Origin of the sequence: Pseudomonas veronii, from assembly GCF_002028325.1 — a bacterium.
Lineage (GTDB): Bacteria > Pseudomonadota > Gammaproteobacteria > Pseudomonadales > Pseudomonadaceae > Aquipseudomonas > Aquipseudomonas veronii.
The window spans coordinates 5,659,308-5,686,238 of the sequence record NZ_CP018420.1 but is presented as its reverse complement, the minus strand read 5'-3'; the positions used below and the strand labels follow the sequence as shown (position 1 = coordinate 5,686,238).

The following is a 26,931-nucleotide window of genomic DNA, read 5'->3' as shown; positions in this document are numbered from 1 at the left end:
TTGTGGGCTGGGTTTAGGACTATTTTTGGCCAATCAGCTGCCACGGTCCAACTGTGGGAGGGGGCTTGCCCCCGATGGCGGTGTTTCAGCCCATGCATCTGGTGACTGATCCAGCGCTATCGGGAGCAAGCTCCCTCCCACAGTTTTTGATGTGTTCGAACAGTGACATGGGGGCGTCGCAGTTGATGGGCTTCTGTGGGCTGGGTTTAGGACTACTTTTGGCCAATCAGCTGCCACGGTCCAACTGTGGGAGGGGGCTTGCCCCCGATAGCGGTGTTTCAGCCCATGCATCTGGTGACTGATCCAGCGCTATCGGGAGCAAGCTCCCTCCCACAGTTTTTGATGTGTTTGAACAGTGACATGGGAGCGTCGCAGTTGATGGGCTTTTGTGGGCTGGGTTTAGGACTATTTTTGGCCAGTCAGCTGCCACGGTCCAACTGTGGGAGGGGGCTTGCCCCCGATGGCGGTGTTTCAGCCCATGCATCTGGTGACTGATCCAGCGCTATCGGGAGCAAGCTCCCTCCCACAGTTTTTGATGTGTTTGAACAGTGACATGGGGGCGTCGCAGTTGATGGGCTTCTGTGGGCTGGGTTTAGAACTATTTTTGGCCAATCAGCTGCCACGGTCCAACTGTGGGAGGGGGCTTGCCCCCGATGGCGGTGTTTCAGTCCATGCATCTGATGACTGATCCAGCGCTATCGGGAGCAAGCCCCCTCCCACAGTTTTTGATGTGTTTGAACAGTGACATGGGGGCGTCGCAGTTGATGGGCTTTTGTGAGCTTGGTTTAGGACTACTTTTGGCCAATCAACTGCCACGGTCCAACTGTGGGAGGGGGCTTGCCCCCGATAGCGGTGTTTCAGCCCATGCATCTGGTGACTGATCCAGCGCTATCGGGAGCAAGCTCCCTCCCACAGTTTTTGATGTGTTTGAACAGTGACATGGGGGCGTCGCAGTTGATGGGCTTCTGTGGGCTGGGTTTAGGACTACTTTTGGCCAATCAACTGCCACGGTCCAACTGTGGGAGGGGGCTTGCTTCCGATGGCGGTGTTTCAGCCCATGCATCTGGTGACTGATCTATCGCTATCGGGAGCAAGCTCCCTCCCACAGTTTTTGATGTGTTTGAACAGTGACATGGGGGCGTCGCAGTTGATGGGCTTCTGTGGGCTGGGTTTAGGACTATTTTTGGCCAACCAGCTGCCACGGTCCAACTGTGGGAGGGGGCTTGCCCCCGATGGCGGTGTTTCAGTCCATGCATCTGGTGACTGATCCAGCGCTATCGGGAGCAAGCTCCCTCCCACAGTTTTTGATGTGTTTGAACAGTGACATGGGGGCGTCGCAGTTGATGGGCTTCTGTGGGCTGGGTTTAGGACTACTTTTGGCCAATCAGCTGCCACGGTCCAACTGTGGGAGGGGGCTTGCCCCGGTACAGACCGGAGACATCCTTTACGTTTGAAACCGGAGACATCGTTTACATGTATTAATCATGGCCAGGAGGTAACTGGCCATGTCATGGAATCGAGAGTCCCCTATGGACCAAAAAGTCAGATTGATAGGCGACTGGCTGTCCGGCGCCTATTCAAAACGTCAACTGGCATTGAGCTACGGCATTAGTCGACCGACCTTGGACAAGTGGCTGCAACGGTACGCCACTGCGGGCTTGGACGGACTCAAGGAGGCTTCACGCCGTCCACTCTCAAGCCCTTTTCAAACGTGCGATGCACATATTGCTGCTCTAATTGAGCTCAAGCATCAACACCATGACTGGGGCCCCAAAAAGCTGGTCAAGGTCCTTTCCAATCGCTATCCGGAATGTCATTGGCCGGCACCCAGCACGGCGGGGGAATGGCTCAAACGAGCGGGACTGGTCCAAGAGCGGCGCAAGCGCAATCGTCCGCCTACCGGCCCCGTCAAACTTCGCCCGGCAGACCTCCCCAATCAAACGTGGGCCGCTGACTTCAAAGGTGACTTTTTAATGACGGATGGCCGACGCTGTTACCCGCTGACACTCACGGATCAGGCCAGCAGATTCATATTGTTGTGTCGTGCTCAGCCCAGTGTGGCTGGGGCCCGCGAGGGTTTTGACTGGGCTTTTCGCGAGTATGGTCTGCCTGACGTCATCAGGACTGACAACGGTTCACCCTTCGCTTCAACCGGCCTCAACAGGCTCTCGAGTCTGGCCGTATGGTGGATACGACTGGGTATCTACCCAGAGCGTATTCAGCCGGGGCGACCCGATCAGAACGGGCGGCATGAGCGTATGCATCGCTCACTCAAGGCCGCGTTACTGAAGACGCCAGAAGCCAATATGGTCCAGCAGCAGTTGGCGTTTGAACGATTTCGACAGGAATTCAATCATGATCGGCCGCACGAGGCGTTGGGTATGAAAGTGCCGAACGATCTGTACGATAAATCGCCAAGGATCTATACAGGCTGGGTACCTCCTGCCGAATATGGAGCGGATATGGAGGTACGCAAAGTCAGAACAGACGGATCAATGAAGTGGAGGGGCAGGATGATCTTTTTGAGTGAGTCACTGGTAGGAGAGTCCGTTGGACTGCGAGAAGTGGACGACAACGTGTGGGACATGTACCTATGTAACTATCCACTGGGTAGGCTAGACAGCGGTGCAAGCCGGCTGTCCAGCACCCAGAAACGTAAAGGATGTCCCCGGTCTCGTTTGTAAAGGATGTCTCCGTCTGTACACCCCGATGGCGGTGTTTCAGCCCATGCATCTGGTGACTGATCTACCGCTATCGGGAGCAAGCTCCCTCCCACAGTTTTAGATGTATTCGAACAGCGACATGGGGGCGTCGCAGTTGATGGGCTTCTGTGAGCTTGGTTTAGGACTACTTTTGGCCAATCAACTGCCACGGTCCAACTGTGGGAGGGGGCTTGCCCCCGATGGCGGTGTTTCAGCCCATGCATCTGGTGACTGATCCAGCGCTATCGGGAGCAAGCTCCCTCCCACAGTTTTTGATGTGTTTGAACAGTGACATGGGGGCGTCGCAGTTGATGGGCTTTTGTGAGCTTGGTTTAGGACTACTTTTGGCCAATCAACTGCCACGGTCCAACTGTGGGAGGGGGCTTGCCCCCGATGGTGGTGTTTTAGCCCATGCATCTGATGACTGATCCAGCGCTATCGGGAGCAAGCTCCCTCCCACAGTTTTTGATGTGTTTGAACGGTGACATGGGGGCGTCGCAGTTGATGGGCTTCTGTGGGCTGGGTTTAGGACTACTTTTGGCCAATCAACTGCCACGGTCCAACTGTGGGAGGGGGCTTGCCCCCGATGGCGGTGTTTCAGCCCATGCATCTGGTGACTGATCTACCGCTATCGGGAGCAAGCTCCCTCCCACAGTTTTTGATGTGTTCGAACAGTGACATGGGGGCGTCGCAGTTGATGGGCTTTTGTGAGCTTGGTTTAGGACTATTTTTGGCCAATCAACTGCCACGGTCCAACTGTGGGAGGGGGCTTGCCCCCGATGGCGGTGTTTCAGCCCATGCATCTGGTGACTGATCTATCGCTATCGGGAGCAAGCTCCCTCCCACAGTTTTTGATGTGTTTGAACAGTGGCATGGGGGCGTCGCAGTTGATGGGCTTCTGTGGGCTTTAGGACTATTTTTGGCCAATCAGCTGCCACGGTCCAACTGTGGGAGGGGGCTTGCCCCCGATGGCGGTGTTTCAGCCCATGCATCTGGTGACTGATCTACTGCTATCGGGAGCAAGCTCCCTCCCACAGTTTTTGATGTGTTCGAACAGTGACATGGGGGCGTCGCAGTTGATGGGCTTTTGTGAGCTTGGTTTAGGACTATTTTTGGCCAATCAACTGCCACGGTCCAACTGTGGGAGGGAGCAAGCTCCCTCCCACAGTTTTTGATGTGTTTGAACAGTGACATGGGGGCGTCGCAGTTGATGGGCTTTTGTGGGCTTGGTTTAGGACTATTTTTGGCCAATCAACTGCCACGGTCCAACTGTGGGAGGGGGCTTGCCCCCGATGGCGGTGTTTCAGCCCATGCATCTGGTGACTGATCTACCGCTATCGGGAGCAAGCTCCCTCTCACAGTTTTAGATGTATTCGAACAGCGACATCTTTTGGATGCTGACGAAGGTCTGCTGCGCCGCCTGCAAGGCCACTTGCAGTGCGGTGTACTCGGTGACCGACTCGGTGTAGTCGGCATCCACCAACCCCGACAGGCGTTCGGTGTAGCTCAGTGCCAGGTCGTCGCCGATGGTGTCGAGCACGTCCAGCTGGTTAAGCCGCGAGCCGACAGAGGTCTGCACTGTGAGTACGTTGTCCTGGGCATTGCTCAGTTGGCGACTGGCGGTGGACAGGGTGTTGTCCAGGTTGGCCTGGTCGGCGTCGGTTTCCACCGGGGTCTGCAGCACCGAGATCAGGTTTTTCAGGGTCGCGAACAGGTCCGGGTCGGCGTCGGCGGCCTTGCTCACGGTAACCGTGTCGCCGTCCACCGGGGTGCCGCTCAAGGTCAGGGACAGGCCGTTGACTTCCAGCGTGTCGCCCGAGGTGTACGTCACCGGGGTGGCGCCGTCGAGGCTGTATTGCGCGGTGCCGTCGGCGGCGGTGCTGAAGGTCAGGCTGAAGCCGCTGCCGTAATTGGCGTCCTGGGTATCGGTAATGGTCGGGCCGCTGTAGGTCACGCTGCCGCTATTGTCGCCGGCCTCGGCGATAAACCCCGCCGAACTGCTCACCGAAAGGAAAATCGTCGCCCCGGTATCGCCGCTGGCCATGCTCTGAGTGGAGCTGACCTGTTGTGTGACCGCGTTGTTGTCGCCCTGATACACCAGATCGCCATTGGCATCGGTGGCAAACGCCGGGCTTTGGCTCTGGTAGCCGGAAAACAGATAGTTGCCGTTGCTGTCGGTGGCGTTGGCCAGTGTCACCAGCGTGTCGTACACCCCTTGCAGCGAGGTGGCGATGGACTCGCGGTCAGCGTCGCTCAAGGTGCCGTTGTTGGCTTGCACGATCAGCGCCTTGGCGCTGGTGATGGCATCGTTGATGCTGTCCAGGGTGCTTTCTTCCTGGGACAAGGACGTGCTGATGGTGCTGCGCGAGTCGGCATATTGCGTATTCGCGGCGATGGCCTGGCGCACGTTGACGGCCTGGGCGGCGGCCAGCGAATCATCCGAAGGGTTGACCACCCGGGTGCCGCTGGACACTTCCTGGGCGGCGTCCTGGTAGGCGCTTTCCTGGGTGAGCATCGAGTTCAGGCTTTGGTTGTAAATCGTCGCACTGCTGAGGCGCATGGCGTCGCTCCGCTCAGAAAGTTATCAGTTGATATCGAGGAGGGTGTCGAGCAGGGACGTGCCCACTTCGACCACCTTCGCGCAGGCCTGGTAATACTGCTGGTAGACGATCAGGTTGGCCGCCTCTTCATCCAGGTTCACCCCCGATTCCGACTGTTGCAGCGTGGTCAGTTGCTCGGTGAGGCCCGACTGGGTTTCCAGTTGCCCGGCGACCTTGCTGGCGGTACTGCCCACGTCGCTGACCAGTGCCGAGTAGGTCTGGCTGAGGGTCTTGCTGCCGCCGACGATGCTGTCGGTCTGCAGGTTGAGCATCGCCAGGGCATTGCTGTTGTCGCTGCTGCCGGTGGAGGTGCCTGCCGCGATCAGGCTGCCGTCGCTGGTCAAGGTGCTGAAACTGCTGGCGGCGTTGCGTGTGGGCAGTACCAGGAAACTGTCGCCGTCATCGGCGGTGCCGCTGATGGCCACGCTCATGCCGGCGAAGGTCAGGGTGTCGTTATTGGCGTCGTAGGTCGAGGTGACGCTGGCGCCGCTGTCGTTGCGGGTCACCGTGTAGCCGTCGGTGGCGGAATACTTGACGGTGTAGTCGGTAGCGCTCAGGGCGCTGACATCGTCGGTAAAGGTCGCGCTCAGCGTCGCGTCGCCGGTGTTCTGGGTGTTGCCGTAGATGCTCGGGTCATCCACCGAGAAGAACGCGCTGCCGCTGTCGCCATTCAGGTCGATGCCTGCTGCCTGCAAGGTGTTGAAGGCTTGGGTCAGGCTCACTGCCAGGATGCCCAGCTGGTTTTGCGCGTCGCTCAGGCTGGTGTCGCGAAAGTCCATCAGGCCGCCCAGGGAGCCGCCTTCGAAGGTGGAGTCGTCGAGCACCGTGGTGTGGCCGGCGGCGTCGACGTAGGTGACCACGGTTTGCGTCGGGTCGCTGGCCGAGACGGCGGTCTGCAGATCGAAGCTGTCATTGCCCGACACCAGCGCCAGGCCGTTGCTCAGTGCCACGGTGTAGCTGCCGTTGCTTTGGGTGGTGACATCCACGTCCACCAGTTCACTGAGCTGGCTGACCAGCAGGTCGCGCTGGTCGAGCAGGGCGTTGGACGTCGAACCCAGGGCGTCGGACAGGCTGATCTTTTTGTTGAGGCCGGCGATCTGTTCGGTGAGGTCGTTGACCTGGGTGACCTGGTCGCTGATCTGGCTGTTCACGTCGCTGGCCATGTCGTCCAGGTAGCTGCCCAACTGGGTGAACTGCGAGGTCAGGGTTTGCGCGGCGCCGACCACTTCTTCGCGCGCGGCGGTGTCGCTGGCGTCGGAGGTCAGGGTCTGGATCGACGAGAAGAAGCTTTGTATCAGGGTGTCGAGGCTGGCATCGCCATCGGCCAGCAGGCTATCGATCTGGTCGACTTCAGTCTGGTAGGTCGACAGCGCGCTTTCGGCGCTGATGGAGCTGTTGAGCTGGCTGGTGACGAATTGGTTGTACTGGCGGTCGACGCTGGCGATCTGCACGCCGCTGCCCGAGGTGGATTCGGAGAAGTTCGCCACCTGCAAGGTGTAGCCCGCCGTGTAGGCGTTGGTGGTGTTGCTGCTGCTGGTGCTGAGGGCGATCTGCGCGGCGGTCAGGCCGCTGACGCCAATGGAAATAATGCTCATCGAGAAGCTCCTGGGCTACATGGTTGGCACTATCGGCCCGGCGAAAGGGCAACTTGACCCCTGTTCTATAAATCGTTTTGCAGTTGCGCCACGGCCGGCACGTTGCGCAGCGGACCGATGGTGGCCATCACCGAAATCAGCTTCTGTGCATAGCGCGGGTCGGTGGCGTAACCGCCCTGTTGCAACGCGATGGCGGCCTGGGGCGCATCGACGGCATTGCGCACGGCGGCATAACCGGGGCGGTTGCGCATCAGGCGTGCATAGTCGTTGAAGGCAGCGTCGTCGCAGGTATAGACACGAAACGCTTCCAGCTGTTTTTGCGCTTGGGCGTCGGTGTATTCGGTGGTCATCACCTGGGTCGTCGCGCCTTGCCACTGGCCGCCGGCCTTGATGCCGAACAGGTTGTGGCTGTCGGCGCCCTGGGCAGTGGTGATGGTGCGCCGGCCCCAGTCGGTTTCCAGGGCGGCCTGGGCCAGGATCAACTCGGCGGGTACGCCACTGGCGCGGGCGGCCTTTTGCGCCGGTTCGCTCAAGCGCGCGATAAACGCCTGTACATGCTCGGGCTGGTCCTTGTCGCCGCCGCTGACTTCACGGCGTTTCCAGGCATCGAACGCCGGGCTGGCAAACGGCGTGGGGCGCGAGGGCGGCAGGTCGAGGAAGGCTGTGGTGGCGCTGTCCAGTTCAGGCGCCTGCCGGGTGGTGTAGCCGCTCAGTTGTCGGGTCAGTTGCTCGGCCAGGCCGATACCTTTGCCCGCCAGGCTCTGGGCCCACTGCTGGTCGAGCATCTCGGTGTACATCTCGGTCTGCGAGTTGTTCGACATCTCCGACTTGGGCACCGCCGCCCGCATGCTCTTGAGCATCATCTGCAGGAACAGCGCCTCGAACTGCTTGCTGGCTTGCTTGAGCCCCGATTGCGGGTCCAGGTGCGCGCTGTTGCGCAGCCGGTCCAGGCCTTGCACATCCAGGGCAAAGCCATCGGTACTGCCGCCTTTGTTCATCAGATGATCTCCAACTCGGCCCGCAAGGAACCGGCCGCCTTGAGCGCCTGCAAGATCACCATCAGGTCCTGTGGCGTGGCGCCGAGCGCATTCAGGCCCTTGATCACGTCCATCAGGTTCGCCGTGCCTTCGAGCAAATGCAGCGAACCGCCTTGGGACTCGATGGAAATATTGCTCTGGGAGCTGGTCGTCGTCTGGCCGCCACTGAAGGCGCCGGGCTGGCTGACCGTGTTGGTGGTGTCGATGATCACCGACAAATTGCCGTGTGCCACGGCGGCGCGGTACAGCTTCACCGAGCTGTTGAGCACAATGGAGCCGGTGCGCGAATCGAGGATCACCTTGGGGCGCGCCTGGATCGGCAGCACTTCGATGCTCTCGATGCGCGCCATGAAGTTGGTGCGCTCATTGGGCGACACCGGGCCCTGAATCTCGATCATCCCGCCGTCCACCGCCGAGGCCACGGTTCGACGCATTTCCAGGTTGATCGCATACACCACGCGTTGTGCCGTGGCCGAGTCCGGTTCGTGCAGGGACAAACCGAGCAGGCCGTGGTCGTTGTTCAAATTCAGCGCCACCGTGCGCTCGATAATCGCGCCTCGGCTGATGCGCCCGCCGGCCAACTGGTTGACCGTCACGCTGCTGCCGTTGGCCGACGCGCCGGCGCCGCCCACCAGCAGGTTGCCCTGTGCCATGGCGTACACCTCGCCATCGGCGCCCTTCATCGGGGTCATCAGCAAGGTGCCGCCGCGCAGGCTTTTGGCGTTGCCGATGGACGACACCACCACATCGATCTGCTGCCCCGGGCGCGAGAGGGCCGGCAGGTTGGCGGTGACGATCACCGCCGCGATATTGCGCATCTGCATGTTCGCACCGGCCGGCAGGGTCACGCCCAATTGCGACAACATGTTGGTCAGGCCCTGTTCGGTGAACGGGCTCTGGGTGGTCTGGTCGCCGCTGCCATCCAGGCCGACCACCAGGCCGTAGCCCACCAGGTTGTTGGAGCGGATGCCGGCGAAGTCGGCGATGTCGCGAATCTGCTCGGCGTGAACCGTTGCCCCCAGCCACAACGGGCAGCTCAGCAGCAGGGTGCGCAACGTTCGGGCGGCTCTAGTGAACATGGCGTGGGTACTCAAAAAGGGGAAACGTTGAGGAGGATGCGATGGAGCCAGCCCATCCGCTGCGCTTCGTTGATGTAGCCATCGCCCACGTATTCGATGCGCGCCTGGGACACCTGGGTCGATGACACGGTGTTCTCGCCGGTGATACTGCGCGGGTTGACCAGCCCGGAAAAGCGGATGAACTCGGTGCCCTGGTTGATCGCGATCTGTTTGTCGCCGCGCACACGCAAGTGCCCGTTGGGCATCACCTGCATCACCGTCACGGAAATCGTGCCGGTGAACGAGTTGTTCGCCTGGGAACCGCCGGCGCCCAGGAAGTCATGAGTCGTCGAAGCATCCAGCCCAAAGGAGCCGACCTGGCTGGCGCGGCTGGAGGTGGTCGCCAGGCTCAATCCCATGGAGCCGGCGCGGCTGGCATTGGAGGAGGAGTTCTTGCTGGCGCTGACCTGTTCTTCCAGCTCGATGGTCAGGGTGTCGCCGACCATGCGCGGGCGGCGGTCTTCGAACAGCGGTTGCGAGCGGCTGCTCTGGTAGATCGAGCCGTTGGCCAGGCGCGCGGGGTAGCCCTGCGCCTGGACTTCTTCGTCGGGCACCACCGGTTTGTGGGGCAGTTGATCGCAGCCGGCGAGGGCCAGCACGCCGGCCAGAAGATACTTGTGAGCCATAAAGGGAGTCTCGAACCGGGCGCTCAGAGCTGGGTCAGACGCTGGAGCATCTCGTCCGAGCTTTCGACGGCCTTACTGTTGATTTCATAGGCGCGCTGGGTCTGGATCATGCCGACCATTTCTTCCACCACGTTGACGTTGGAGGTTTCCACGTAGCCCTGGGACAGCGTGCCGCCGCCGTTCAGGCCCGGCGTGGTTTCGGTGGGCGAGCCCGAGGCATCGGTTTCCAGGTACAGGTTCTGGCCGATGCTTTCCAGGCCGGCCGGGTTGATGAACAACGCCAGGTTCAATTGGCCGACCTGGGTCGAGGTAGACGTGGCGGGCGTGGTCACCGAGACGATGCCGTCGCTGCTGATCGTGATGGCTGTGGCGTTGGCCGGGATGGTCACGCCGGCCGACAGCTTGTAGCCGTTGGAGGTAACCATCTCGCCATTGGCATCGAGCTGGAAGCTGCCGTCACGGGTGTAGCCGGTGCTGCCGTCGGGCATGTCCACCAGGAAAAAGCCCTGGCCGTTGATGGCCAGGTCCTTGGAGTTGCTGGTCTGCTCCAGGTTGCCCTGGGTGTGCAGGCGCTCGGTGGCGACTTCGCGCACGCCGGTGCCCACTTGCAAGCCGGAGGGCAGGCGCGTGTCGGTGCTGCTCTGGGCGCCGGGCTGGCGCACGTTCTGGTACACCAGGTCTTCGAACACTGCCCGCGAGCGCTTGAAGCCGTTGGTGCTGACGTTCGCCAGGTTGTTGGCGATCACGTCCATTTGCCCCTGCTGGGCTTCCAGTCCGGTTTTCGCCGTCCACAGTGATCGGATCATCGTTCGGTTCCTTGTCTATTCAACCGGGAGGTCAGCCCTGCAGGGAAAGCAGGCTGTTGGCGCGTTTGGCGTTTTCGTCGGCGGTGCTGATGGCTTTCATCTGCATGTCGTAGCGCCGCGAGTTGTCGATCATCGCGACCATGGCGTTGGTCGGGCTGACGTTGCTGCCTTCCAACGCACCGGGCGCCACGCGCAGGCTGTCGTCGGCCGGCAGCGGCTGCGCGTTCGCGCTGCGGAACAAACCGTCGGTGCCGGCCTGCAAGGTGCCGGGCGGCGCCGACACCAGCTTCAACTTGCCCACCGGGCTCAAGCCGCGGGGTTCCATGCCCAGCTCGCGCACGCTGATGGTGCCGTCGCTGCCCAGGGTGACCTCGCTGCCCAGCGGCACGCTGATCGGCCCGCCGTCACCGATCACCGGGCGCCCGCCCACGGTCATGGCGCCGGTGCCGTCGACCTGCAGGTCACCGCGCCGGGTGTAGGCTTCCTGGCCGTTGCCGGCCTGCACGGCGAGCATCACGTTTGCGCCAAGGGCCACGTCCAGCGCGCGGTCGGTATGCACGATCGGCCCTTCGCTCCAGTCCACGCCCACGCCGTTGGCGGCCACCGACACGCGGGTCGGCAAGCCTTCGCCCGCCACCGGCGAAGACTGCATCTCCACCAGTTGCGCGCGAAACCCCGGGGTGACGATATTGGCCAGGTTGTTGGCCACAACGGCCTGCTGTTCGAGCGCCTGATTGGCCCCGCTCATGGCCGTGAAGAGCATGCGATCCATAGGGTCAGGAACCGATATTCACGGCTTGCTGCAACACTTCGCTCTGCGCCGTCACCGACTTCGCGTTCGCCTGGAAGTTGCGCTGGGCAATGATCAGGTTGACCAGTTCGGCGGTCAGGTCAACGTTGGAGTCTTCGGTGGTGCCGCTCAGGATCGAGCCCAGCGAGCCGCTGCTGGCCGCGCCGAGCAGGGCCTGGCCGGAGGAGGTGGTGGCCAGCCAGGTGTTGTCGCCGTTGGCTTTGAGGCCGTTTTCATTGCTGAAGGTGGCCAGCTGGATCTGGTCGATGTTTTTGGTCTGGTCGTTGGAGTAGGTGGCGACCACCGTGCCGGTCTCGTCGATGGTGAAGCTCACCAGGCTGCCGGAGGTGTAGCCGTTCTGGGTGATGTCGGACACCGAGGAGTCGTTGCCGAACTGGGTCGTGCCGGTCAGGTCCAGGGTCAGCGACAGGCTGGCCGCGCCGTTGGCCGGGTCGTAGGTGTAGGTGCCGGTTTCGCCGCTGGTGATCAGGCCGCTGGAACTGAAGCTGACGGTCTGGGAGTCGGTCAGCAGGTTGCCGTCGATGGCGGTGTGTACGTCCCAGGTGTTGTCGGCGGTCTTGCTGAAATACAGGGTGCTGGTGTGGCTGATGCCCAGGGAATCGTAGAGCGTCGCGCTGGTGGAATAGGAGTAGGTCGACGAGTCGGTCTGGTCGAAGGTGGTGGTGATGATGTCCTCGCTGGCGTCCAGGTTCAGCTCGGCGTCCAGCTCGGTGCTGGCGCTGGCTTGCATGCCGGTGGTGGGGATCTGGATCACGCCGTTGACCCCGAGCAGTTGATCGCCGGCGGCGTTTTCCAGGTAGCCATCGGCGGTCAGGGTCAGTTGGCCGTTGCGCGAGTACACGGTTTGCGTGCCGTCGGAGAAGGTGAAGAAGCCGTCACCGTTGATCGCCAGGTCCAGGGCGTTATCGGTGGTGGTCAGGCTGCCGGATTCGAAGTTCTGCACCACGCCCGAGACCTGGGTACCCAGGCCGACGTCGGCGCCGGAGTACACATCGGCGAACTGCGTGGTCGAGCTTTTGAAGCCCACGGTCTGGGAGTTGGAAATGTTGTTGCTGACCACGTTGAGGTCGGTGGACGCTGCCGACAGACCACTGAGCGCTTGGGAAAAAGCCATGGTGTTTCTCCTTCGTTAGGTAGAGGGTCAGAGGACAAGACTGATGTCGCTGAGGGCGACGTTGTCGTTGACGCCCCCCAGGTCCAGCGCGACTTCGTTGCTGCTGTCGGTGGTGACGCCGGTGACCAGCGCGTATTTCAGGGCGGTGCTGGCCACGGCGACGTCGTCGGTGGTAGCGCTGATAGAGAAGGTGTAGGCGCCGTCGGCGGCCGTGGTGCCGTCGTCTTGCAGGCCGTCCCACGACAACGCCTGGGTGCCGGCGCTCATGCTGCCTTCGTCCAGGGTCCGCACGACGGTGCCGCTGCTGTCTTTGATGGTGACGCTGACGCTGTCGGCATCGCTGTCCAGAGTGACGCCAAACGTGGTCGCCACGCCGCTGTCGACCTGGATCACATTGCCGTCGATCAACACGCCGTTGCCCACCAGGGCCGAGGCTTGCAGGGTTTCGGAGGCGCTGATCTGGCTGGAGATGCCTTCCAGGGTGCTGGTGACGTCTTCGATGCTGCTGATGGTGCTGATCTGCGCCAGCTGGGTGACCATCTCGCTGTTGTCCATCGGGTCGGTGGGGTCCTGGTTCTGCAGCTCGGTGGTCAGCAGCGTGAGGAACTGGTCCTGCAAATCGTCCGCCGCCGAAGTGGTGCTTTCGGCGGTGGTGCTGGTGCTGTTCATCGTCGACAGCACCGAGCTGGCAATCGTACTGGTCATGGTTTACGCCTCACCTAGGGTCAAAGTTTTCAGCATCATTTCCTTGCTGGTGGACATGACCTCGACGTTGGCCTGGTAAGAGCGCGACGCGGAGATCATGTTGACCATTTCGCCCACCGGCTCGACGTTGGGCATGGTCACGAAGCCCGATTCGTCGGCCAATGGGTCGCCGGGGCGGTATTCCTGGCGCATCGGCGAGCTGTCTTCGACCACCTGGCTGACGCGCACGCCGCCGATGCTGCTGCCGGCCTGGTATTGCGACTCGAACACCACCTGCCGCGCCCGGTAGGCTTCGTTGTCCGGGCCGCTGGTGGTGTCGGCGTTGGCCAGGTTGCTGGCGGTTACGTTCATGCGCTGAGACTGGGCGCTCAGCGCGGAGCCGGCGATATCGAAAATGCTGAACATCGACATGGTGGTTTCCCTGGGTTATTCGGACTGCATGGCGGTCTTGAGCGACTGCAGGCGGCTGCTCAGAAAGGTCAGGCTGGCCTGGTACCGCACGGCGTTATCGGTGAACTGCGCGCGTTCGCGGTCCATGTCCACGGTGTTGCCGTCCAGGCTCGGTTGGTCCGGCACGCGGTAGAGCAGGTCGCGGCTGGCGAAGCGGCTGGAGTCGGCGTGCAGGTGGCGGTCGGACGTGGTGGCCAGGGTCATGCCGCGGCCCTGGGTGTGGGACTTTTGCAGGGAGCTGGCCAGTTCGGCGCTGAAGTCGAAATCCCGCGCGCGGAAGTTGGGTGTGTCGGCGTTGGCGATGTTATTGGCCAATACCTGCTGGCGCTCAGCCCGCAAACTCATTGCGTCCTGCTGAAAGCGCAGCTCGTTGTCGAGCTTGTCGATCATGGTTGCGGACCTGTGCATCAAATAAATGAACGGCTCGCAGGTTAGTCCCAAGGCTGCCCCGGCAAAGGCCGAAACAGGCCGCTATTTGACGACCAATTCAGGCCTTGCCTCGCTGGCGGGGCGACTAGAATTCTGCGCTGGGTAGCGCGGAGGGCGGGATCGATGACAAGACGGATGTGGGGCTTGATGGGCCTGTTGTGCTGCACCCTGGCCCAGGCGGACGGCCTGCAGGAGCAGGTGCGCGAGGTGATTGCGCCACGCTTGCCCGCGCGCGCCCAATTGGTTGCCGTGGACATCGGCCAGCCGGCGGCGCGCATCGCGGCCTGCGCCCACCCGCGGCCGTACCTGGTGCGCCCGGAGCAAAGCGTGATCGGTCGTGTGGCCGTGGGCGTGCGTTGCCTGGACGAGGTCGCGGGTTACCTGCAAGTCAGCGTGCGCGTGGTCGGCGACTACGTGGTCAGCCGTCAGCGGATTGCCGCGGGTGAGGTGATCAAGGCGCCGATGCTGGAACTCAAGCGCGGCCCGCTGGAGCGCCTGCCCAAAGGCAGCGTGTTCGAGCCTTCGCAGATCATCGGCCGCCAGGCCAGCCGCAACCTAAGCCGGGGTATGGTGATCACCGTGAATCACGTGCGCGAGCGTTGGCTGGTCGAGCGGAACGCCCGCGTGGTCCTGCAGGCCCGGGGCGCTGGATTCACCATCCGCCGCGAAGGCAAGGCACTGGACAACGGCAGCCTGGGCGGCAACGTGCGCGTCATGGGCAACGACGGCAAAATGCTCAACGCCCAGGTGGTGGGCCAGAACGAATTGCAACTGCGCTACTGATTTTTTCAGCGAAACCCGATTACCGGTCAAAGTTTGCCGTCGCGATTGCCGATAGTTGACCCAACCACAGCCAATTGAAGCCTCTAACGTGAAAATCATAAGTGCAAACCTGACCAACACCCTGGCGCCCGCTGACAGCAAAGCAGGCGGTAATCAACGCGTGGAACTGCAACCTCTCGAAGCCACCCTAGACGACGGCGTGCAAGTCTCCAGCAGCACCGCCAGCTCGCAGGTCGCGACGTCGGCGGACGTGGACATGGAGAAAGTCGCGGCGCTGCGCCAGGCCATCGACAGTGGCACCTATCAGGTCAGCGCGGATTCGATCTTCGACGGCCTGGCCTCCAGCGTGCGCGAAACCCTTCCATGAGCGTTGGTCGATGAGCAGCAGGTACCTATGAGTCTGGCGAAACACTTGGAGTTGCAGCAGCAGGCGATCGTCGAACTGATCGACTGGCTGGAACTGGAACGGCGTGCATTGGCCCAGGCCAAGGTCGACGGTGAAAAGCTGCAGGAACTGACGGCGTGCAAGCAGGCGGCGTTGCAGAAGCTGGAGCAGTTGGAAGCGATTCGGTCTGGGGCGCAGTTGAAGCTCGGCTATGGGGCAGGGCGGCAGGGGGCGCTGAAGGCGGCGCAGGATGCCGATTGCGTCGCGGCCTGGCGGGAAGTGCAGGCACTGGCGCGGCGGGCGCGGCAGCTTAATATCGCCAATGGCGAGGCGTTGGGGCTGCGGATGGCGAGTAATCAGCGGGTTGTCGGGTTTTTGAATTCGGTTATTGGTAACAAGTTGTATGGGCCGGATGGGCGCAGGCTGCGTGGCGTTGATTGAGTAGTGATGTTGTCTGTGTGATCGAAACAAACTTAGGCAGCAAACCGACGAGAAGGTTAAACGCGAACAAGAGGCCGCTAAGTCGGGCCCCTATGAAGGTGATTGGTCATCCGGTAAGACCCTTCGGGGTAAAACCTAGATCACTGTGCCGGCCGGCAAGCCTCCAGTGATTTATGTCCGCGTGGCTCATGACAGTAACTGCATGGTCATTGCGCTATATACCTTCAGCCCCTGCAGATCGCTGGCCCTTGCTTGAGTGCAACCCAGTTTGGCCAGCCAACGGTGTGTAGGGTTCTTGTCCAACGCAACCGCGTGCAGCGCTACAGGTGTAAGGCCTAATCCAATCAGTACTTGAGGGCCTTGTTCACTGACCAACAGGAATTCGTCCGCGCCCACGCCAACTGCCCGGTCCAGCCCGGCATAGAGGTTGCGCTTCCAATCAGTGATGTGCGACTGCCAACGGGCAAAATTGCCTCCCCCTTTTTGGCGGTACTCGTCGCTCTGCAACACGGCAAGCGTGTCGACTGAATGCAGGGCCAGGTAGGCCGGGCAATCGCCGCTCAAGGCTTTGAAACGCTGCGAGGAGCTGAATCCGCTCACCGAGATCAGCGCTGGCAGTTTTTCCAGGCTGTAAAACGCATTCCACTCAGCTTCGCTGGCGGGGTCAGCGTAGTTGCATTCGACTGTATAAATCATCATGTCACTTCGTTGGTTGATGTTTAATCATGCTAGTGACACGGTAATGATCCATAAAACGACTTTTCGGCACTCTTCAGTGATTAAACATCAAGGTGGAGGCCTTGACTTGAACCAGGAATGCCCATGCGTCGAAAGCTCCCGAGTAACGCTGCCCTGATGGCCTTTGAAGCAGCAGCCCGGCATGGCAGTTTCGCCCGTGCCGCAGACGAGTTGGCCCTGACTGAAGGCGCCATCAGCCGGCAGATAGGCCGTCTGGAGGTGTTTCTGGGGGTCACGTTATTCGAGCGTGTTGGCAACCGCGTGCGGCTCTTGCCCAACGGTGAGCGCTACGCGGCCCAAGTGCGCGAACTACTCGACCGGCTCGACAGGGACAGCCAGTATTTGATGGGCCAGCCCAGCGACGGCGCCAGCCTGGATATCGCCGTCAGCCCAACCTTTGCCCTGCGCTGGCTAATTCCGCGGTTGGCCGGCTTTGGCCAGCAACACCCGAATATCTGCGTACACCTCTCGGAACGTATGGAGCCGTTCGTGCTCGCCGGCAGCGGTTTTGATGCCGCCATCCATTTTGAGCACCCGGCGTGGACAGGCATGCAGACGCACCGCCTGTTGAACGAAGTGTTAATTCCGGTTTGTCACCCTGGCCTGCTGAAGCCGGGCAAGCAGGCAACGGCTCTGGATTCACTGCCGCGATTACACCGACGACAGAACCCGGATGCCTGGCAGCGTTACGCCCAGCAAACCGGGATTGTCCTGAGCAACGCCGCGATGGGCGCGCGTTACGATTTGCATGCGATGCTGATCGAAGCCGCGCTGGCGGGGCTCGGCGTGGCACTCGTACCGCGCCTGTACGTGGAAGCCGAACTGGCGCAAGGCCGGCTGGTCGCGCCATGGCCACAAGAGAAGAATGTCGCCAAGGCCTTTTGCCTCGTGTTACCCGAACCGCTTGAACTGAGCCGCGCGCCCATCCAGGTATTTGCGCGTTGGCTGTTGGAGGAAGCGCAGGTGAAGTAGGGGATGCGGTGGGGCCTGTACCGGATTGGTTCAGACGCTGAGCGACTCAGAACTTCACATTGAAACCGGCATGCATCGCCCGAGGCGCCGCCGGGGTGACGGTTTGCGGATTGGATAGCCCAAGCGACGGGATGTCACCAACGGCGGCGAAAGTACGGTAGGTGGCATATTTGCGATCAAGGGCATTGTTCAGTTTCGCGAAGCGTTTGATTGTTTGGCTGAGCTGATAATCGCTGTGGACATTGAACACTGCGTACCCGGCCAACTTGGCATTCTGGTTTGAATCGTCGCCAACATAGTACTGGCTGCTGTTGGCGATCATGTCCGCGCCGAGGGTCAAGGCCGGTGTCACTTTATAATCCCCGCCCATCTTCAATTGCCATGGCGAAATTCCGGGGATTTTTTCGCCGCGGGCGACAGCAATATTGCCGTTGGCATCGGCTTCAGGATTGTTCGCCGGCGTCAGGCTCAGGTTGGATTGGTAGGTTGCATCGACATAGGCCAGCGTCGTGTAGGCAAACCAGTCGGAAGTTCGGTACTGGACGTAGGCATCGATAGCCTGGCGACGGGTTTTGCCCGCATTCACGTAGTAGCCATAGCCCGGGACCACGCTGCTGGGCTGGCTGACGATGTCATCGCTGTTGTCAGTACGGAACACGCTGAGTTTCCAGTCAATCGTCGAGTCGGTGTTCACCGTGCTGTGACCACGCAGGCCTGCGTCGTAGGTTCTTGAGACAACTTGCTTCAGGGGCGGGTCTGACACTAGGAAACCTTCGAGCAGGCAGGGTTTCGCCGGGTTTGCACTACAGCAGGGCGGCTCATTAGGCTGCACGCGCCCGTAGCGAATGGTCAGGTGTTTTCTGCTTCTGACAGGGCCTTGGCCACTACGGCAGGTAAGCTTCCGGGCGCCCTTATACGCATTTGCTTGTTCAAATTAAAACGACCGAACACAACCGTGATGTCAGAAACCGAGACGTCAAACTCTCGGGCGAGAAACTTAACCATATGGTCAGTCGCCCTGCCTGCTACGGGTGCGGCGGTGACGCTGATCTTGAGTTGACTTCCTTTCGCCTTGCCGATGGCATCCTTTTTGGCGCTCGGAGTTCCAAGTATGTTCAGAACTAAAGTCTCTCCATCCCACCCACAAAACGAGGACATCTCAAAGCCACGGCCGGATGATTTCTTTTTGGTAATCGCTTTTGCTTTCTTCACATGGATCCTGCGTAGGTCGGATAAAAATGCCTAACTATAAATAGACATCAATGGGTGCATAACATTTTTGGGCGGACGTGCGCTGCCGCTCCGGAGTGCAGTATTTACGAGGAGGGCGGAAGTAAAAACGGTTAGACACCATTGCAGTAATTCCTTTTGCGAACGGTATTTAACAGTGTCGAGGGTAGCGCGGGGCTTGGAGGAAAGACAAGAGGGCAGCAGCCGTAGCACCGGTGCTTGGGGAAAAGACGAACGACTGCTTCTTGCCCGTCCCGGCCTATTGCGACCGGCAGAAGTCGACCCAAGCGGGCTTCTACACTCTCTGATTGAATAAGCTATCGTCCACCGCACGATACTGATCAACACTCGGACTTGAACGAATGACAGACAATCCTTTTCGTATTCCAACAGATGCTGAAATTGCTGACGCAGAGAGCAGGCTCAATTTTCGCTTTCCCGATGAATATATCCGCTTCCTGAAAGGTGGCAGCGATGTCGCAAACGCCGCATTTGAACCCGCGGTGATTTTGGGAGGATGCAGCCATCTGGATATTTTTGAAATTACCGAAGCCGCCTGGGCCCAGGGAGTGCCTCGGGATTGGTTGCCTTTCATTGAGGACAACAGCGACTACTTCTGCATATCGCAGGCTGGTGTTGTTCGATACTGGTCCCACAACGGAAGTACAGACGAAAGTTGGCCAACCTTTGCCGCCTGGTTCGAACAGGTCTGTATAGCTCTCGAGTAGTGTATGTACGATATCCGCGATCCATACCAAGTGTCCGCTGCTGGCCCAGAGTGTGTAAAAACGCTTCGCCAAAATTGAAGTGGGCGCATCTACGTTAAATCTGAAATTTTGAACGGCAGTCAGCGAAGGCGAATCTTTTATTCTGCTTATGATCAAGGATGAATAAACGTCGTTTCAATTAGGAGGTCCTGATGGCCACTGCACATGTTTTCATCGCCGTCAGCCTGGACGGCTTCATCGCCCGGCCAGATGGCGACATTGATTGGCTTTTGCAGCGTGATGATCCAACTGAAGATCATGGCTACTGCGCCTTCATTGCCGACAAGGATGTGATCGTGATGGGGCGAGGCAGCTATGAGAAGGTGCTGACCTTCGACACATGGTTCTACGACCGGCCCGTCGTGGTGCTGTCTGAACAACTGGCCGGTACGCCGGTGCCCGAGGCGTTGAAGGGCAAGCTGCGCTTCTCAAACCTCGCACCAGGGGACCTGATGGCCGAACTGGATGGGCAAGGCGTGCATCGTGTCTATGTCGATGGCGGGCAGTTGGTGCAATCCTTCCTGCGCGATGGGTTAGTCGCCGATATGGTGATTACCACTGTTCCCGTACTGATCGGATCGGGAAGGCGATTGTTTGGGGCCCTTCAGCAGGACATTGACTTGGAACTAGTATCCAGCTGCAGCTTTGCTTCGGGGTTGGTGCAGTCTACCTATCGGTTGACGGTATGAGCGGTTCGCGAGGATGTTCGATCTAGAGCAATGAGGGGAGAGGGGGGATTTATTTGCCGAGGCCGATTCTCGTGAACGTTGCCTTTTCTTCTGGCTGGCAGTCAGTTAGTGGTCGACTTCTGCCGGATATGACAGGCAGAAATCGGCCAGAAGCGGGCATTGGGTGGCACATGGCGATATATTCCGGGCATAGCAATCCACCTTCATTCACGATACTCGCTAAAGACAATGGTCAGGAAAGACATGAACTTCACCGACGAATTAGTAGCCGCCTTCCCGGCAAGCAATCCGGTACCTCCAGTATTACGACAGACCATGGAATTCCTGGAAGCACTAGGCTGCGTCCGTCACTATCGGACCGGGGGCCGCTACATGACTTTGCATCCCGAACCTGAATACAACAACAGCGCTATCACCGCCTTTCACGTTCCGGACTCCGCCGATACTGCTCGATGGACGGCCTGCGAAGATCCCAGAGTAAACGAGCGGCTATCAATATTCCTCAGGACTGGTGGCGATGGATCGTGGGCAGGGTTATGGCTGGACGACCACGATCAGCAGCGAATCGTCCATCTTGGCTCAGGCTCGGGATCAGACATGCTCTGCGTCTTGACCAATAGTACGCAAGACCTGATTCGCTTACTGGCCATCGGTTACAACGAGCACTGCTGGCCAGAGGAGTTTACGAGAACACCGGCCGAACTGCGGGAGCAGCAATACGCAGATGATGACTACCCCGCACCACCTAGGGCATTGCGGGCGTACGTGGAACGCACGCTTGGCCTCAGCGTCCCGGCGCGCGCATCAGATCTCATCTCAAGCACAACAAGCATGGACGCGCATGAATCCAGTGATCCTTTCTGGAACTGGCTCAAACAGGTAAGAAATGATTGAAAGGTCCCGTCACTATCTCGACCACCAGAAGGTCAGAGAATCGCAGGATTTTTCATCAAGCCTTGGATTAATTGGCCGCTCGCAACGGGCGTAGACCAGCAAAAAATCGACGTTAGACACGTAATCGCGAGCTGCCTAATCCAAGCTTCGAAGCCACGATAGGGGAAAGATATGGCAGGAGGGAACATCATCTGCGGCACCTTCCAAAGTGCTGACAAATCCGGATCAGCCTTGGAGGTTGTGTTAGAGGCACTCCCGTTGCAGGCTCACGAACTGGTCGAAAATGTTAAACAGCAACTCGATACAGCAGAATTTGTCCTCATAGAGGTTGAACAAGCGAAAAGCTTGCTTCCATTCTTACAGGTCTACCAGGCTCAATTGATCGCTGAGATCGGGCACGATGATTGGGCTCGCGCAACGCAGGAGGAAGAGTCTTCGCTTGAACCTGTCGCGGCAAAGTGGGGATCAGGTAAGGGATGGAGGCTTTACTGTGTGCGAGATCTCGTAGGGGCCTGTGAAAATTCGTTGGTAGAGATGGAACCAGTCTGCATCACGTTTAGTTAACTGCTTCCAGCTCGTTTTCACACAACCTGGGTCGATAGCAGCCCTTTGCCAAAGGCAGCCATCGACCAACAGCACCCCCTGGGCTCCTTCCGCGTTGCGGGTTCAACAAAGGCGAAACCGCTCCGCGAAGACACCCAGGGGTAAAGCATGGCCCTTCGGCCGATGCTTACAGACCGACCGCTATCGGCCAAAAGCCGCCTGTCGATTGCCTTGACGCTGAAACCATGGACTCTCAATCTGTTATCGAACCCAACGCACTGTAAAGCTCTTGTCGAGCGAGAGGAAAATCCTCAAGCCTTGTCCTGGCTTCCAGCGTTGCGCGTGCTTTGGCAACAGACGCGGGCCCCAGGATACCAATGGCGCGTATGGCAGCCCAACGAGTGAAATGGTTCTCGGGATCTGAAACCAGCAAAAGTATTTTTTCAAAGTCTGCATCATCGGACGCATGCTCTGCCAGCAATCTGGCAATACCAAAGATATCAATTGGGTATGCAACCTGGTGCACGCCCAGATACATCGCCCTATCGATCAATTCGTCAAATGAAGAGTCCATGGTGTCTCGTAAGGTAGTCGGGGTTTCCACGTAGCTGAGCCAAGACAAGACTTTGTCAGAACTCATTAAACGTGCAGGGTGCAGCCGTCAGGTTACACGACCGTTTAGCCGAGGGCTGATAAACAGTTGTGGATTTTTGTCGGTGTCGGAAGCCGCTTTTGAGTCGATTCTGCCTGTCGTCTATGACAGAAAACAGCTATGATGCGGACGACGGTAGTAGGCTACATCAAAGTGCTGCCAGAGTTACTTACAGGCTGATTAAGCACTGAGGTCTATGGAAGCGACTCCACTATAATTTATTTATAAATGAACTGATACCCAACAATATAAGAGCCTATCTTATTGGAGTGTGCAGTCACCAAAACGACATCCATGCCTTTTTTCCTTCGTTCGTTGAACTCCAACTCAGTGGTGCACAGCTCAATCCAGCGCTCAGTATTTAAATCCTTAAACCGCAAGCCCGCCTCACACCGGCCAGACCTTCCAAAGGAAGGTCCCGGAATATGTAGCTCATAAGCTGATTCATAATGAACAATCTCGCCAGGCAACAGATAAGTAAAAACCTTATAACTATTTAAAGATAATACAAGACCCAGACAAACGCCCCCCACAAAAGAGTCGGCAACTCGCTTCAAATCTCTTCCGTCAGGGCGATAGTAAATTGCTCGTCCGGCAAAAACGAGTCCAACCAAACAGCCAACGACTATATAGGTGGTCCACTCAGGAATCGACGCCATTAAAACGATTCGAGTCCCAATGCGACTAGCCCAAAGCATATAAATAATCCAGCCCACCACCAAAATCAGGCACGTCGCCGCCCAGAAAGCTTTTTTCTTTGGCTCGTTTTCAAATGAAGGATATTCCATTCCCTGAATGCTCTATTTTTTATTTCCAACATGAGTCGAAGGCAGCGCAGCTCAACAGCCACAGGCTTGTCACGACGCCCCTCAAGATATTCACGGCTTTCGCCGAGGTGTGCAATAGCACCGAGACCAGAGTGCCGGCGTGCGCGCCCGGAACGACGCCAGGGTGATTGAGAGCGTGCCGACCATCAGGCACTCATCTGAATAGCCCCCACTCTAGTGGACACTTTAGATTTCTGCTTTTGGACAACCTCTGCCTGTCGCCGCGGGCGACAGTCGACCGATCGGATTAGACTACACCGGGGTCCTGTCAGAGATTATTTCCATGCTGATTAAATGCCAAAGGTGCGGTCAAGGTGACGTTCGAGCAATGCGGGTCTGCTCTACACAACTTTTACTGTGGGTGTGCGACGAGTGTGAAGCAACGTGGGCGAGCCAGATTGAGGTGAATGTCTGCAATTTTGAAGACTTCGGGACATTAATGGCCGGCATGGGACGCAAAGGTTTATGGTCAGAATTAGAGCCACAGTGATAATTTCGTCATCAACTACTGTCTATCAAAGGCCCCTTTTGGCCGTTTTTTGCCCGTCGCGCAGAACGGCAACCGACCCTAAGCTGTCCTTCGCGACCGGCAAAAAACGACCCGTTGCGGACGTTCAGAAACCTTTCGACTAAGTACTTACGATCACAACGGCACAACCAGTTATCGTTCTAGCGCCTGCTTCAAGCCGAACGCTTAGACCAGATCAACAGCCCTGACCTCTATAGCTCGTTGAGGGACAAAGCTGGCACCCTGTACTGTGCAGGATCTGAGTCAACGTACAAGGAGGTGCTTCTAACTCTCATGACCCCTCGGTTGCCCGCTCGGGCAGCCGTTCTACAAGCCCCTCGCGGTAGCCCTGCGCTACGGTAACGATACTTAGTCGTCAGTCGATTAGACGCTAGACTCCCCGAGCAAGTTGAAAACGTTTGCGAATACAAAATTAAGAATAGAGTTTTGATTCGAAAACAATGGGCAGCAGTTATAGATCATGCTACTTGGCGAATGCACGGCTGCCCAAATAAGTATCAAACTCAGTCATTCGGCATGCGCAAACTTTTTCTATGAACGGACGCAGGGGAAGTAATGCTATGACTGACAACGACATCCGCTATTTTGGTCGCGACCTTATAGAACTCATTGACGTTAAATCCGCCAGAGACGTTTTATTATCCAGCGACATGTTCAAACACTCTCCGCGCATGAGTCGCCTGCTCAACTATCTTGTTGAACAGGCCATCGTCGAGTCGGTGCGCGACACCAGCGAATACGCCATCGGCATCAGCGTATTTGACCGCGACCCATGTTCGTACAGCACGGGCGAAGACCCGGTCGTTCGGGTACAGGTGGGGCGCTTGCGGGCAAAGCTGAGGAATTACTACGCAACATTCGGGCGTAACGCCAAGGTCAGGATCGTGATTCCCCTGGGTTGCTACATGCCCACCTTCCAGCGCCAGTCAGCAAACGCCACCGGGGTTGCGCCCAGCCATGCGTTTTGTATCTGCCCGTTCAAATGCCTGTCTTCACAAACGAGGTGGGAATGCTTTACCGAAGGGCTGCATGAGGAATTGACCCACCACCTGTACAAAAAGCTCGACAGGAAAATCATCGTCGAGTCCGCAGCTACTTGTGCAGGCATTCACCCTGCGCAATCACTCGACAGTGTGCCCTGCAACGGCATCGGTCACCGTCTGGAGGGCAGTGTCCACGTGGACGCGGAACGGATCAGAACGTCAGTACGCCTGATTGATGTAACAACAGGCTATGTGGCCTGGTCGGAACAGTTCAATCGCGCGGCGTATACGGCCATTGCACATCAACAAGAACTGGCGTCGTCTATTTGTTATGCACTACAAGGCTTCCTGGCAATGCATGCGAGTATTCTTTCGGAGCACTCAGCCCATAACAGCGGCACGGCGTTACTGTAACGATACTTATAAAAACATCGCGTTATTCATACGCTCCCCCTCGAACCACTGGAATGCGCTAACCACTGATTAGCCTCCCGGCGATTCAAATAGCCAGTCGCGCGGAATGAACGACTGACAAACTTTAATGTGTTAGGGATTAACAGGTGAAAAAATGACTACGTACACTATTGAGTTCAACTTTGAAAATTCCGAACAACAGGCCGTGCTCGCGGCTTTACAGGCGCAGGGTTATAATCTGCTGGCTTATAAAGGCGCCGTTGGCCCCAACCAGCTAACCACTGGCGTACCGACCTGGTTTTCGGTCCCTTACGGCGACCAGTTCGGCATCGTCGACATTTATTACAAACCTAAATACAAGTTGTACGTCAGCACCCAGGCCGATATCGCTGCCAATACAACGATTCTCATGAAATCCCTGTCCCGGCCCCTCGAACTTGGCATTGCGCAAACATTCAACTCTGACGGCACCTTCGTTTCAGGCGGGGTCAGCAATGTTCCCGCTGATAGCCTGGGGCTGTTCAATAATCGGCCTGCGGGTACGCCACCGCTGACAGTGGGCCTTGCCGGCCTTGTCACTACCCCTTCAGGAGGCGAACAGTACTTGCCGTTCTGCGCATTTACCTTGAACCCACAGGGTTCAATCATGATGAAGCCGCTGGAAACCATTTTGCTGGTTGCAGCGCAACAGAGCCTGGAGTCAGGTAATGTCCAAGCCAGCGTTTCGGCGCCTGGGTGCACCTTCTCGTTCTCCGCGAGCGTGGGCAAATATGACATGCAAGTGCTGCCCAGCACCTTTGCCATTACCAACCTGAAAGGTAAACCTTCGGTTTCCCCCGTAAGTTCCGGCTCGACCATTGGCACCATCGTCAACTCGGCCAAGTGACCGGATTTTAAATAGGTGCACTACACCCGTGTCCGTCCTGGCGGAAACGGGTGTTTTTCTATCTGGCGGGAGGTGCCTGTGTGTGAATACAGACCGTACGTACTGTTGTGTGCCTGCTTGATAACAGGCCTGTTGACTCAGGTTTGCCACGCGGCGCCGTTGCGGCTGACGCTTTATCTGAACATTGAAGCCCGGCAATTTTTGAATGCCACTAACCAGTCCATTGTCATCGTTGTACCCGACCCCTCGTCTGAAGGAGACAACAGCGTAGTGGCTATTAATTTACCGCCGCCTATCACGGACTCGATGGTGGTGGTCATTGAACCGAAGACCAGCATTTATGTTGCCCACGGTGTCGTCAGCTCCGCACAGGCTTTTAAAATCGGGGTGTCCAGCCCTGTCTTGTATGGCAACGCGTACAGCTTCAACGGTTATAAAATTAACGGAAACGGCAAAGGCAAGGACGGCAGCGTGGGTATCTACTACGACGCACCCCCTAACGCGAAACCGCTGATCACGGGGCAGGCGTTATTTATCTATGACAGTGACACAGGAAAGCCTGCTTCACCGTCGCCGATCAATGGCTTCACCCTCAACCCCTTTCAATCTCGCTATATCTCGCAGCCGGCCGCGGTTATATGGGCGCTGATCGGCAGCAATATCAGCAGCGGCAGCGTATTGCCTAACAGCGTGCTCAAGTCTGTATCGCCGTATCTGTCCTATGCCAACGCATCGACACAAGGGCGTTCGTCCTTTCAAATCAGTCGTTACCTCGAAGTACCCTTCAATGAACAGAACCAGGCCAGTATTCATTTTGACTTATCCCTTAACGCCTTCGAATGTGGGCCCTACCCGAAGTAGCGCTACGGTAACGATACTTACCCAGGTTGTGCCACTAACGTGCTACTGCGTCAGAAAAATGGGTCGATTCTGGAACAAATGCAGTGGCAAGTAATTCTTGCAGTGTGGGACGAATTTGCGGTGATGTCCATTTCTGCTGGTTTTGGAGAGAGCCAGAGTGAAGCCTATGGAAAAACGTTTATCAACGACTTAGCTCAAGCTGACAAACGCTCCAATAAACTGATTTTTAACTACAGAGAGCATGGTGTTGGCGCCGACGCCGAATTGCCCTAGTTGCCGATATATCTCTGACCCGGTCAGACTCCTCGCGAGCCACTACCTTTGCTAGATTTGTGTTGATTTAA

Annotated in this window: 29 protein-coding genes; 13 read left to right on the top strand and 16 right to left on the bottom strand. The window is 58.3% G+C overall.

Features of this window, described 5'->3' with window-relative positions; translation table 11 throughout:
- Positions 1-1,505: 1,505 nt before the first annotated feature.
- Positions 1,506-2,684, top strand: a complete 1,179-nt coding sequence (locus PverR02_RS26035) for an integrase core domain-containing protein (protein WP_372340312.1) — start codon at positions 1,506-1,508, stop codon at positions 2,682-2,684.
- A 1,381-nt stretch (positions 2,685-4,065) separates the two neighbouring features.
- Here PverR02_RS26035 and flgL read toward each other — a convergent pair.
- From flgL to flgB, 11 genes are all read right to left on the bottom strand, one after another.
- A complete protein-coding gene (flgL, locus tag PverR02_RS26030; RefSeq protein ID WP_079444655.1) occupies positions 4,066-5,262 on the bottom strand; it encodes a flagellar hook-associated protein FlgL in 1,197 nt (398 codons plus the stop codon).
- Between the two features lie 24 nt (positions 5,263-5,286).
- The gene (gene flgK, locus PverR02_RS26025; RefSeq protein ID WP_079444654.1) at positions 5,287-6,897 is read right to left on the bottom strand and encodes a flagellar hook-associated protein FlgK; all 1,611 of its coding nucleotides are present in this window, start codon (positions 6,895-6,897) and stop codon (positions 5,287-5,289) included.
- 65 nt (positions 6,898-6,962) lie between these two features.
- A complete protein-coding gene (gene flgJ, locus PverR02_RS26020) occupies positions 6,963-7,895 on the bottom strand; it encodes a flagellar assembly peptidoglycan hydrolase FlgJ (protein WP_079444653.1) in 933 nt (310 codons plus the stop codon).
- Positions 7,895-9,013: a flagellar basal body P-ring protein FlgI gene (locus PverR02_RS26015; RefSeq protein WP_079444652.1), complete on the bottom strand. Its 1,119-nt coding sequence runs from the start codon at positions 9,011-9,013 to the stop codon at positions 7,895-7,897. Before PverR02_RS26015 ends, flgJ begins: the two co-directional genes overlap by 1 nt.
- 11 nt (positions 9,014-9,024) lie before the next feature.
- Positions 9,025-9,678, bottom strand: coding sequence for a flagellar basal body L-ring protein FlgH (locus PverR02_RS26010; RefSeq protein ID WP_046382149.1), 654 nt, complete (start codon positions 9,676-9,678; stop codon positions 9,025-9,027).
- 23 nt (positions 9,679-9,701) lie between these two features.
- Positions 9,702-10,484, bottom strand: coding sequence for a flagellar basal-body rod protein FlgG (flgG, locus tag PverR02_RS26005; protein WP_079444651.1), 783 nt, complete (start codon positions 10,482-10,484; stop codon positions 9,702-9,704).
- Between the two features lie 31 nt (positions 10,485-10,515).
- The gene (locus PverR02_RS26000) at positions 10,516-11,256 is read right to left on the bottom strand and encodes a flagellar basal body rod protein FlgF (protein WP_046382151.1); all 741 of its coding nucleotides are present in this window, start codon (positions 11,254-11,256) and stop codon (positions 10,516-10,518) included.
- Positions 11,257-11,260: 4 nt separating this feature from the next.
- A complete protein-coding gene (gene flgE / locus PverR02_RS25995) occupies positions 11,261-12,409 on the bottom strand; it encodes a flagellar hook protein FlgE (protein ID WP_079444650.1) in 1,149 nt (382 codons plus the stop codon).
- A gap of 27 nt (positions 12,410-12,436) precedes the next feature.
- Entirely contained in the window at positions 12,437-13,114 is a 678-nt protein-coding gene (locus PverR02_RS25990) for a flagellar hook assembly protein FlgD (RefSeq protein WP_046382153.1), read from the bottom strand.
- 3 nt (positions 13,115-13,117) lie between these two features.
- Positions 13,118-13,525 (bottom strand): flagellar basal body rod protein FlgC, encoded by a 408-nt coding sequence (flgC, locus tag PverR02_RS25985; RefSeq protein ID WP_079444649.1) that lies wholly within the window; start codon positions 13,523-13,525, stop codon positions 13,118-13,120.
- 15 nt (positions 13,526-13,540) lie between these two features.
- A complete protein-coding gene (gene flgB / locus PverR02_RS25980; RefSeq protein WP_046382155.1) occupies positions 13,541-13,954 on the bottom strand; it encodes a flagellar basal body rod protein FlgB in 414 nt (137 codons plus the stop codon).
- A gap of 162 nt (positions 13,955-14,116) precedes the next feature.
- Between flgB and flgA the strand changes: the two genes are divergently transcribed.
- The 3 genes from flgA to PverR02_RS25965 all read left to right on the top strand — a co-directional run bounded on the left by flgA (position 14,117) and on the right by PverR02_RS25965 (position 15,602).
- Positions 14,117-14,776 carry a flagellar basal body P-ring formation chaperone FlgA gene (flgA, locus tag PverR02_RS25975; RefSeq protein ID WP_227778721.1) on the top strand — a complete coding sequence of 220 codons (660 nt, stop codon included), beginning with the start codon at positions 14,117-14,119 and terminating at the stop codon, positions 14,774-14,776.
- Between the two features lie 88 nt (positions 14,777-14,864).
- The gene (gene flgM / locus PverR02_RS25970; protein ID WP_046382157.1) at positions 14,865-15,143 is read left to right on the top strand and encodes a flagellar biosynthesis anti-sigma factor FlgM; all 279 of its coding nucleotides are present in this window, start codon (positions 14,865-14,867) and stop codon (positions 15,141-15,143) included.
- 27 nt (positions 15,144-15,170) lie between these two features.
- Positions 15,171-15,602, top strand: a complete 432-nt coding sequence (locus tag PverR02_RS25965) for a flagella synthesis protein FlgN (protein WP_046382158.1) — start codon at positions 15,171-15,173, stop codon at positions 15,600-15,602.
- Positions 15,603-15,788: 186 nt separating this feature from the next.
- Here the strand turns inward: PverR02_RS25965 and PverR02_RS25960 are convergent, their stop codons facing one another.
- Complete coding sequence (locus PverR02_RS25960) at positions 15,789-16,298, bottom strand: sugar ABC transporter (RefSeq protein WP_079445041.1); 510 nt, start codon at positions 16,296-16,298, stop codon at positions 15,789-15,791.
- Between the two features lie 126 nt (positions 16,299-16,424).
- Here PverR02_RS25960 and PverR02_RS25955 point away from each other — a divergent pair, with 126 nt between their 5' ends.
- Entirely contained in the window at positions 16,425-17,312 is an 888-nt protein-coding gene (locus PverR02_RS25955) for a LysR substrate-binding domain-containing protein (RefSeq protein WP_079444648.1), read from the top strand.
- Positions 17,313-17,358: 46 nt separating this feature from the next.
- Here the strand turns inward: PverR02_RS25955 and PverR02_RS25950 are convergent, their stop codons facing one another.
- Both PverR02_RS25950 and PverR02_RS25945 read right to left on the bottom strand, forming a co-directional pair.
- A complete protein-coding gene (locus tag PverR02_RS25950) occupies positions 17,359-18,075 on the bottom strand; it encodes a TonB-dependent receptor domain-containing protein (RefSeq protein WP_161493732.1) in 717 nt (238 codons plus the stop codon).
- Between the two features lie 86 nt (positions 18,076-18,161).
- The gene (locus PverR02_RS25945) at positions 18,162-18,524 is read right to left on the bottom strand and encodes a DUF167 domain-containing protein (RefSeq protein WP_197089044.1); all 363 of its coding nucleotides are present in this window, start codon (positions 18,522-18,524) and stop codon (positions 18,162-18,164) included.
- 380 nt (positions 18,525-18,904) lie between these two features.
- On the opposite strand from PverR02_RS25945, the gene PverR02_RS25940 reads away from it, so the two are divergent.
- The 4 genes from PverR02_RS25940 (at position 18,905) to PverR02_RS25925 (ending at position 21,456) form a co-directional block, all read left to right on the top strand.
- Positions 18,905-19,270, top strand: coding sequence for an SMI1/KNR4 family protein (locus PverR02_RS25940; RefSeq protein ID WP_017846748.1), 366 nt, complete (start codon positions 18,905-18,907; stop codon positions 19,268-19,270).
- 191 nt (positions 19,271-19,461) lie between these two features.
- Positions 19,462-19,998, top strand: a complete 537-nt coding sequence (locus PverR02_RS25935; RefSeq protein ID WP_079444646.1) for a dihydrofolate reductase family protein — start codon at positions 19,462-19,464, stop codon at positions 19,996-19,998.
- Between the two features lie 243 nt (positions 19,999-20,241).
- Positions 20,242-20,892 (top strand): hypothetical protein, encoded by a 651-nt coding sequence (locus PverR02_RS25930; RefSeq protein WP_052735757.1) that lies wholly within the window; start codon positions 20,242-20,244, stop codon positions 20,890-20,892.
- 171 nt (positions 20,893-21,063) lie between these two features.
- Positions 21,064-21,456 carry a hypothetical protein gene (locus PverR02_RS25925; RefSeq protein ID WP_046382162.1) on the top strand — a complete coding sequence of 131 codons (393 nt, stop codon included), beginning with the start codon at positions 21,064-21,066 and terminating at the stop codon, positions 21,454-21,456.
- Positions 21,457-21,688: 232 nt separating this feature from the next.
- Here PverR02_RS25925 and PverR02_RS25920 read toward each other — a convergent pair whose 3' ends face one another.
- Both PverR02_RS25920 and PverR02_RS25915 read right to left on the bottom strand, forming a co-directional pair.
- Positions 21,689-22,009 (bottom strand): hypothetical protein, encoded by a 321-nt coding sequence (locus PverR02_RS25920; RefSeq protein ID WP_017846753.1) that lies wholly within the window; start codon positions 22,007-22,009, stop codon positions 21,689-21,691.
- A gap of 296 nt (positions 22,010-22,305) precedes the next feature.
- Positions 22,306-22,875 carry a hypothetical protein gene (locus PverR02_RS25915; RefSeq protein WP_017846752.1) on the bottom strand — a complete coding sequence of 190 codons (570 nt, stop codon included), beginning with the start codon at positions 22,873-22,875 and terminating at the stop codon, positions 22,306-22,308.
- 1,128 nt (positions 22,876-24,003) lie between these two features.
- On the opposite strand from PverR02_RS25915, the gene PverR02_RS25905 reads away from it, so the two are divergent.
- The 4 genes from PverR02_RS25905 (at position 24,004) to PverR02_RS25890 (ending at position 26,860) form a co-directional block, all read left to right on the top strand.
- Positions 24,004-24,840, top strand: coding sequence for a hypothetical protein (locus PverR02_RS25905; RefSeq protein ID WP_046382163.1), 837 nt, complete (start codon positions 24,004-24,006; stop codon positions 24,838-24,840).
- A 154-nt stretch (positions 24,841-24,994) separates the two neighbouring features.
- Complete coding sequence (locus PverR02_RS25900; protein ID WP_046382164.1) at positions 24,995-25,726, top strand: hypothetical protein; 732 nt, start codon at positions 24,995-24,997, stop codon at positions 25,724-25,726.
- 117 nt (positions 25,727-25,843) lie between these two features.
- The gene (locus tag PverR02_RS25895; RefSeq protein ID WP_227778716.1) at positions 25,844-26,587 is read left to right on the top strand and encodes a hypothetical protein; all 744 of its coding nucleotides are present in this window, start codon (positions 25,844-25,846) and stop codon (positions 26,585-26,587) included.
- 39 nt (positions 26,588-26,626) lie between these two features.
- Positions 26,627-26,860, top strand: coding sequence for a hypothetical protein (locus PverR02_RS25890; RefSeq protein WP_152032042.1), 234 nt, complete (start codon positions 26,627-26,629; stop codon positions 26,858-26,860).
- Positions 26,861-26,931: the final 71 nt, after the last annotated feature.